The 2,307-nt window shown below is 57.1% G+C and carries 2 protein-coding genes; both read left to right on the top strand.

Annotation, left to right across the window (positions count from 1 at the left end; all coding sequences use genetic code 11):
- Positions 1-198: 198 nt before the first annotated feature.
- Positions 199-1,983, top strand: a complete 1,785-nt coding sequence (locus tag DMX06_RS25995) for a type I restriction enzyme subunit R domain-containing protein (protein ID WP_258378924.1) — start codon at positions 199-201, stop codon at positions 1,981-1,983.
- A gap of 86 nt (positions 1,984-2,069) precedes the next feature.
- Entirely contained in the window at positions 2,070-2,276 is a 207-nt protein-coding gene (locus DMX06_RS26480; protein WP_110739978.1) for a hypothetical protein, read from the top strand.
- The last annotated feature ends 31 nt before the right edge of the window (positions 2,277-2,307 follow it).

The raw sequence follows: 2,307 nt of genomic DNA, 5'->3' as shown, positions 1-2,307 counted from the left end.
AGCACCAGGCAGGCAGCTTCGCGCTTGAACTCAGGGGTAAAGGTACGGCGTTGCTTGGTCATCGGACACCTCTCTGTGGCGAGCATTCTCGCCTAAATGGGTGTCCGGGGTTAGTAGACCACTACAGACCTGCGCTATGTACTGACCGGGCAGAGCGAGGCGGAGTGGGAGAAACTCTCCAAGGCGGAGCGGTTGTCCGTGTGGCAGAGCTCGCGCTCGCGCCCAGGCAATGCCAGCTACTTCGCCTTCACCGCCACGCCCAAACATTCGACGCTGAGCCTGTTCGGCCGCCCGCGCAATCCAGCGCAGCCCGTCAACACCGACAACCCGCCGGCACCGTTTCACCTCTACACCATGCAGCAAGCGATCGACGAAGGCTTCATCCTCGACGTGCTGAAGAACTACACCAGCTACGAGGTGGCATTCAAAATCGGCAGCGAAATGGTCGATGACAAGCGCGTGGACGAGAAGAGCGCCGGGCGCAAACTGGCCAAGTGGCTGTCGCTGAACCCGGTGAACGTGGGACAGAAAGTCGAGCTGATCGTCGAACACTTCCGCAAGAATGTCGCGCACTTGCTCGGTGGCCAGGCCAAGGCCATGGTGGTGACCAGCTCGCGTGCTGCAGCGGTGAAGTACCACCTGGCGCTGGAGGATTACTGCAAACGTAAGGGTTATGACAACGTGCTGGCGATGGTGGCGTTCTCAGGTGAGGTGCCTAATACGGATGTGAAAGTGGCCAGCCTGCCCAAGGATCACCAATTCAGTGAAACCAACCTGAACCCCGGCCTGCATGGCCGCGATATGCGCAAGGTGTTCGACACTCCAGACTACCGGGTGATGATCGTCGCTAACAAGTACCAGACCGGCTTCGACCAGCCCAAGCTGGTTGCCATGTATCTGGACAAAAAAATATCCGGTGTGGAGGCCGTTCAGACCCTCTCGCGTCTGAACCGTACCTTCCCCGGGAAGGACAAGACGTTCGTCATCGACTTCGCTAACAAGGCCGACGAGATACTGGCGTCATTCAAGACCTTCTATCGTGATGCTCAGGTGGCGGACATCCAGGATCCGAACATCGTCTATGACATCAAGCAGCGCTTGGATGGCATGTTCATCTATGAGCAGGCTGAGGTGGAGGCTTTCGGTGATGCCATCGTCGATCCGAAGGTGACGCACCAGAAGCTGTTCTCGCTTATTCAGTCGGCCACCGACCGCTTCAACGGAAAGTTGAAGACGCTCAACGATGCCATCGACCAATGGGAGAAAGCCTGGGAGAAGGCCCATGACGAGGGTAGCGACAAGGACATGGAATACGCCGATGTGCAGCGTTCGGAATATTGCAAGGAGCGCGACGAGCTGATGATCTTCAGTGAGAGCCTGACCAAGTTCGTGCGCAGCTATGAGTACATCGCCCAGTTGATCGACTTCGGCGACCCCAGCCTGGAGGCCTTCGCCAGCTATGCGCGCCTGCTGCGTAAGCGGCTTAAGGGTATCACCGCCGAGCAGGTGGACCTGGGTGACCTCAAACTCAGCCACTACAAGATCAAGAAGGGCAGCAACCTCAGTGGCGTCGCCGTGCTGGGTGAAACACCTGGCCTTTATGGTATGACCGATAACGGCCTGCGCGACGCCCGCGACCGCGAGAAAAAATACCTCGCCGAGCTGATTGAGAAGCTCAACAACTCCTTCGGCAAGGACATTACCGACACTGACCAGGTGGCCTTCGCGGTGCACGTCTCCGAGAAGCTGCGCGCTGACAGCGTGGTGATGGCCCAAGTGCAGAACAACACGATGGAACAGACCATGAAGGCGGACCTGCCTTCAAAAGCCATCTCTGCCATCGCTGCCGCCATGAGCAGCCACGCTAGTATGGCGACCAAGCTACTCAGCGACGAATCGACGCGTGAGGTGTTCCTGACGGTGGTGTACGAGCTGCTGAAGAAGGATTCGGGAGCAGATTTGTTTGGGGCTACACGGGAATGAGCAATGCTGATTTTTCCAATTGCCAAGTGTTGAATTGCCACTTCGGCTGAAGCCCTATCACCACAAAGAACGAGACAGGAACAAACATGGCTCGCATCGAAAACCACAAATACAGCATCGAAGAGGCCTTTAGAGAGTGCTTCTACATCGTTCCGGACTATCAGCGCGAGTATGTCTGGACAGACAAGGAAGTGCATTGTAGTGGTCTACTAACCCCGGACACCCATTTAGGCGAGAATGCTCGCCACAGAGAGGTGTCCGATGACCAAGCAACGCCGTACCTTTACCCCTGAGTTCAAGCGCGAAGCTGCCTGCCTGGTGCTC

This window comes from Pseudomonas mosselii (assembly GCF_003205295.1).
GTDB lineage: Bacteria > Pseudomonadota > Gammaproteobacteria > Pseudomonadales > Pseudomonadaceae > Aquipseudomonas > Aquipseudomonas mosselii_B.
The sequence above is the reverse complement of the archived record's forward strand: the minus strand, read 5'-3'. Positions and strand labels throughout refer to the sequence as shown.